Raw genomic sequence first — 5575 nt, forward strand, 5'->3', positions numbered from 1 at the left:
GTAAGTGCGCATTTCATGAAAAACACGATAGCATATAGCCCGCTTGAATTTCAATTCATAGGGCCTTATGCTTGAGTGGTTTTCTATATCCCGAAATCTGAATCATGACAAAAGCTGCTGAAACTCTTGAAAAGAAAATCGAAGCCCAGTTAGAGAAGCTCAAACAGTTAAAGGCTCGTAAACAGGCTATCGAAGCTAGAGAAAAATCGAAACAGAAAGAGCAGGAAAGAAAGGACGATACTCGGCGTAAAATTTTGCTTGGTTCTTACTTAATTAAAAAGATGCAAAGTAATGAAGCCAACAAAGAAAAAATACTCGCTGAACTCAACGAGTATTTAACAGAAGATCGAGATAGACAGCTTTTTAACCTTTAAAATCTGTTTCAGTCCGTAAAGCTTTAAATATACGTTTTGCCGTTTCTTCTCGGACTGATTTTGGATCTCTTAAGATATTAGAAATCCATATTGCAAATGCTTGATAATCTTTTGCTCCAGCCAGATCACTAATACTACTTACTTTTGACAAAATAGAACTGTACATATTGATTTGATTATCAGACAAGCTACGAAACATATCTACCGTGTTTTGATCTCGTTCAGGCACTATCAATTTGGGGGTGGGCTTTTCTCTTACCGTAAACTTAAAGCCGACCACAGAACGCCCTTTTTTAACATTCTCATAGGTTAGGTCAATATCAGTATTGGCTGTGATCTCTTCTAGTGATGGATTGATGACACGTTTTTTAAGGTTACTTAGATCATGATAAGACTCAGGTAAGCCAAATTCAGTTCTTATTTTTTCTAAAGATATTTCAAATTTTCCCATAGCCTGATGCTTTTTAGCTAAATGATAAAAATCGAATGAATAATCTTTTCTTAGGCTGAGTACGATGTCTTTTTTGTACTTCGTATATGGATTTAATTTATCAAACTCCTTAAGCATTAAAAGTACTTCGTCAGGAAAGCAAATAGACACGGAACCCTCTTCATATCGGGCACGAATAACCCAATTACAGTACGTCTTTCGCCCCTTCTCATCCAAATAACAAAAATAACGCTTAATCAGAGATTTACTTGCTTCTTCAAGTGACTTATATGCTGAATGGGTTTTTATATTACATTCTTGAGCAAAGCTTTCAGCTGTAATAGTTATGGAGTCCTTTTCAGTAGCATTGCTAGTTCTAGCAACTGGACTGGCAAGAATTAATAGGCGTTTTTCATCAATACTCATACTTTTAAAACATTCTTGGATACTGTTTTGCATTACTACCCAAGATGGAGGGTATGTCTTTTTATTTTGTTCAATCATAAATTAACCACAATACATTTAAGTACTTTGAATATAAAGTACCTTTAAGTTACCATTTTGATCATAAAATAACTATTATTTTTGTACTTTTTTAAAAAAAGTACAACATTTTCAATGTACCATATTGTCCTCTAAAAGTACTTTTTAAGTCCTCTAAAAGTACTTTTTTAAGTGCGTTTTGTCCTCTAAAAGTACTTAGTTGTCCTCTAAAAGTACTTTTTTAAAGTCTGAAAGACTTGCTGTGTATGGCCTAGAAGGGTGTCTAAAAGCTTTTAAAAGCTTTTTAAAAGATAAAAAGAGAAAATATATAAAATAAAACAGCCCTATGCCCTCGCTAAAGCTCGGACGTTTTAACCTCGCTAAAGCTCGGTTGAAGGGGCTGTTTTTTTCAAATAAGAGTTGAGAATTTAATAAAAAAGAAACTATGCCTTCGCTACGCTCAGTAAGCTTTATGCTCGCTTCGCTCGTCTAGAATTTAGATAATACAGTTCGCACCCATTCGGGATGCTCTGTATCTTCCGTTATTAAGCAAAGAGGAGATTGTAATCAGGGAAAAGGCAGGGGAAAAATTTTAATGCTAGGTAATCGCTCGTAGACACTCGCTCGGTTCTTACTGGATAGAATCTAATAATTAAAATATCTAATCAAAACCGTGGAACAACGATCAAATAGTAATCGTGGAACATAAAAAATAGAAAAGTTGCCGCCCTGTTGCTCTATGATTCAAGGCGGCAATCTCTAATATAATGATCTTGAAGAGAAAAACAGTTGTATTTCGTATAAGGTGTATTATGTTAATTTTAGGAAAGGCTCTAGACTAGCAGAATGATTATGTTAGTCTAGAGCCATATAATTAACATTATTGAAGTATTTTACATGGCAATTTTTCGACATTCTTCTGCACACTGACGGCAAGCCTCAGCACATTTTTTACAATGATCATGTGAATGTTTTTCACACTCTTCCGCACAATATTCACAGATCTTAGCACAAAGCTCACAAATCTCTTTGAGGAAAGGTGAGTTATGTTGTTGCATACGCACACATAACTGACAAATATCTGCACATTCTAGACAACGTTGAATACATTCACGCATCATCTCTAAATCTTTTTCTTTTAAACAAGAAGTTGCACATTCAGTACAAATAAGTGAACAGTTTGTACATGCAGAAATACACTCTGAAAATTCCGTATTAATCATTTTTTACTCTCAATTTATATAATCAAAGAAATAATTAAAACATAATTTTTTTCTACTAATTATTTTAAATTATTATTAAATGTAATACATAATTTTAATTTATATGAATAATGTTAATTTTAACTAAATCTTATTTATATTCCAAATTATTAAAAAACAGTTTTTAATTAGGATAGATGATCAAGTATCAAAAGCAGCTATTCTTAAAATAACTACAATAATTTTATCACTTTAAAAATAGATTTTCCCTCTATTTAACATAATGGCTGTTATACGAAACTTAGATGTTAGAAACCATTTAAATTAATGAGTTATTGAATAAGTAAAACCCTCTAAGTAGACTTTTAGAAGTTGTAAATCTAGGAAAAAGGCTAAACATGCCGTTGATTGAGTATTACGGTCTGCTATTTGAATGGCACGATAAAAAAATGGAAATAGTCTATCGAGGGCGTGAAATTACTTTTGAAGAAGTATGTAGCGTTTTTCTTGATCCAGAGCTGATGTCCTTTGACGATCTTGGTCATTACGATGAGCAACGGCTAATATCAATCGGTCTGAGTAATCGTGGTAGACTACTAACAGTGGTTTGGGTTGAACGTGGTGATGTAGCAAGAATCATTACTGCCTTTGAGCCATCGCACAATCAAAAGCGGAGGTATAACCATGCAAAATGAATTAGAACGCTATAAAAATTTTGACCCTACCAATGCGCCAGTAGTAAAACCGAATTTTGTGAAAAAATTACAAGAACGCCATGCCATTGCTCAAGCAAAGGCTTTTGATGCAGATGTTGTAACTTGGCTAAGTTCTCAAGATGATGAAACAAAACAGCATATTAATGAGATGGTTCGCCATATCATGGCATTAAAACGTGTTTAATTAAAATTTAGCTCGATGCTTTGAAATATGGCTTTAGCCATGTTTCAAAGTCGAGCCACTTTGCGCGTACTGGTATAAATTGAATAACGAAAGAAACCAAGCAAAGTACTGTCCCATCTCATAACTTGGTTGACTATGAAAATATATAATTTAGTTCAGAGCTTTTTCATTATTTCTGTGCTTACTGGCTGCATGGCAAAACCTGCCTTAGTTTCTAATGCTATAGAACCTGTAAAACCAGTATTTTTTATCAAGCAAAGTCCCGAAGTGAAGACTTATATGGTTTCACTTGCAGGTGGCAAATTACATTTAGATCCACATGGTTGTATTCGTCTAAACAGTGATACCAGCCCTTTTATTATCTGGGCTAGTAGCAGCGAGTTAGAATATACAAGTGACGGTAGGATTAGTATTACCAACAAATTTAATAATCATAAAGTCTTTGTAGGTGATGAAATTAGACTTGGTGGAGGTCAGTACCCAACGAAACCTCAATCTATTACTAGCCCTATTCCAAATGTTTGCGCTAACCACGGCTACTGGATTGCGGCTCCGCTTTAACAAACACTATTTAGGGTCAATCACACAATAATCTTTGTTTGGCCCATGACAGTCATTTTTCATGATCCGGACACAGGATTGGCCATTACAGTTTTTAATATCCAGGTTATATCTTTGTTCTAGCCAAGCTGCTTCTGCCCGACGTTCTTTGATCTCGTCAAAACTTGGAATGAATAAAAATATGAAAGACAGAAAAACCAGCACCAGACTGAGGAAAATTGCACATAACAGAGCAATGAATCTATAGTTCAGTTTATCAGTAGCCTTGTCTAGTTCATGAATACGCCCTTGAAGGGCATGTGTAGCTTCCTTATTTGCGTTATTTAGGGTCTTTTTGCTCTGTTCTAGCACCCCAGTAGCCACTTTATTGTAAAACGTCTCTAATCGCTTGTTATCGTCTGCTATGGCCTCTCTGTATTCCTTCATGGAAGCCAGTAAAATATATAGTTGATCGTCTAACTCGTTTTGGTTGCTCATAGCGATGGCCCACTTCTTCCGTATTTAATACGCTGCGTCTGTTTCATCTTCTGCTCTTGTTCCAATTTCAATCTTTGCCTTTGCTCAAGCTCCAGACGTTGCACTTCCCGATCTTTCTTCCATTGCTCGAAACCTTGCTCAACACGGTTGAATCCTTGTTTCAATGTCTTTTCCTTTTGCTGTTCTTTGTTTTGGAGCTGCTGGCTGTTTTGCTGTTTGATCGTGTCGTTGAAACGGCTAATTTCAGTATCTATGCCTTTTCTGCGCATCTGAGTGACTTTACTGCCCTCATGGATGGTAGCTTGTAGCTGATTACCTTGATCGGCATAACTGCGGTGGTCGATTCTTTCCCGATACCCTGCATGTTCGAGGGCATGATTGGCTAGATTTGCCCAGGTGGATCGGATCTGTTTAATTTCTTCCTGGCTTGTTCCCATACCTAAAGTTTTTCTTTTGGTATTATTTAACTCAATATCGGTCTTATCCTTTAGCACCAAATTATGATCTTGATCCAGTTCAGCCTTACGGGTAGTTAATAAGATATGCGCATGATGATTTTTATCACTGCCATTATGACTAGGCGCATGAATGGCTAAATCTGCAATCACCCCATAACGGTCTACTAAAGATTGCGCGAACTCTTTTGCTAGTTCTTTTCGCTGTTCTTCATCCAGTTCATCTGGCAAAGCAATCACCCATTCACGTGCAGTTCGGGCATCTTTCCGATTTTCTGATTTTTCTGCCAGATTCCAGACTTTGCTTCGGTCTAATTCAGTATCCAAATTAGAAAGAATTTCCGTATAAACCACACCTTCTTTTCTCGTAAAGTCGTGCGTTAATCCTGTTCGTTCATCTGTTAATTTTTCTCCTGCACGATAAGCCATAGATGCAACCGCAGTTCGTCCCGAACTTCGATTAACCGTCTTAGTGGTACAGTGATAAATTGCCATGCCTTAGCCTTGTGATGGTTTTGCTTTTGCTTTTAAAAATTGCGTAGCAATTTTCTGGGGTTAAGGGGATACCCCTTACGCAAACTTTGACTTGGATGAAATCCAAGTCGTAAGTGCGCATTTCATGAAAAACACGATAGCATATAGCCCGCTTGAATTTCAATTCATAGGGCCTTATGCTTGAGTGGTTTTCTATAT

8 protein-coding genes are annotated in these 5575 nt (G+C 36.3%); 4 read left to right on the forward strand and 4 right to left on the reverse strand.

Going from position 1 to position 5575, the window contains the following annotated elements:
* Positions 1–104: 104 nt before the first annotated feature.
* Entirely contained in the window at positions 105–374 is a 270-nt protein-coding gene (locus tag FTV30_RS15405; protein ID WP_038346864.1) for a mobilization protein, read from the forward strand.
* Here FTV30_RS15405 and FTV30_RS15410 read toward each other — a convergent pair.
* Positions 364–1305, reverse strand: a complete 942-nt coding sequence (locus FTV30_RS15410) for a replication initiation protein (RefSeq protein WP_373683723.1) — start codon at positions 1303–1305, stop codon at positions 364–366. The two genes, FTV30_RS15405 and FTV30_RS15410, sit on opposite strands and share 11 nt — an antisense overlap.
* A gap of 875 nt (positions 1306–2180) precedes the next feature.
* The gene (locus FTV30_RS15415; RefSeq protein ID WP_004641881.1) at positions 2181–2510 is read right to left on the reverse strand and encodes a four-helix bundle copper-binding protein; all 330 of its coding nucleotides are present in this window, start codon (positions 2508–2510) and stop codon (positions 2181–2183) included.
* Between the two features lie 377 nt (positions 2511–2887).
* Here FTV30_RS15415 and FTV30_RS15420 point away from each other — a divergent pair, with 377 nt between their 5' ends.
* The 3 genes from FTV30_RS15420 to FTV30_RS15430 all read left to right on the forward strand — a co-directional run bounded on the left by FTV30_RS15420 (position 2888) and on the right by FTV30_RS15430 (position 3950).
* Positions 2888–3184, forward strand: coding sequence for a BrnT family toxin (locus tag FTV30_RS15420; protein WP_111886105.1), 297 nt, complete (start codon positions 2888–2890; stop codon positions 3182–3184).
* Positions 3174–3389 carry a hypothetical protein gene (locus tag FTV30_RS15425; RefSeq protein WP_004811702.1) on the forward strand — a complete coding sequence of 72 codons (216 nt, stop codon included), beginning with the start codon at positions 3174–3176 and terminating at the stop codon, positions 3387–3389. Before FTV30_RS15420 ends, FTV30_RS15425 begins: the two co-directional genes overlap by 11 nt.
* A gap of 135 nt (positions 3390–3524) precedes the next feature.
* Positions 3525–3950 (forward strand): hypothetical protein, encoded by a 426-nt coding sequence (locus FTV30_RS15430; protein ID WP_044113199.1) that lies wholly within the window; start codon positions 3525–3527, stop codon positions 3948–3950.
* A gap of 6 nt (positions 3951–3956) precedes the next feature.
* Here the strand turns inward: FTV30_RS15430 and FTV30_RS15435 are convergent, their stop codons facing one another.
* Positions 3957–4427, reverse strand: coding sequence for a hypothetical protein (locus tag FTV30_RS15435; protein WP_086045015.1), 471 nt, complete (start codon positions 4425–4427; stop codon positions 3957–3959).
* Entirely contained in the window at positions 4424–5377 is a 954-nt protein-coding gene (gene mobQ / locus FTV30_RS15440; protein ID WP_086045013.1) for a MobQ family relaxase, read from the reverse strand. The genes FTV30_RS15435 and mobQ overlap by 4 nt, the downstream gene beginning before the upstream one ends.
* Between the last annotated feature and the right edge of the window lie 198 nt (positions 5378–5575).

The organism is Acinetobacter sp. YH12255 (assembly GCF_013417355.1).
GTDB lineage: Bacteria > Pseudomonadota > Gammaproteobacteria > Pseudomonadales > Moraxellaceae > Acinetobacter > Acinetobacter pseudolwoffii.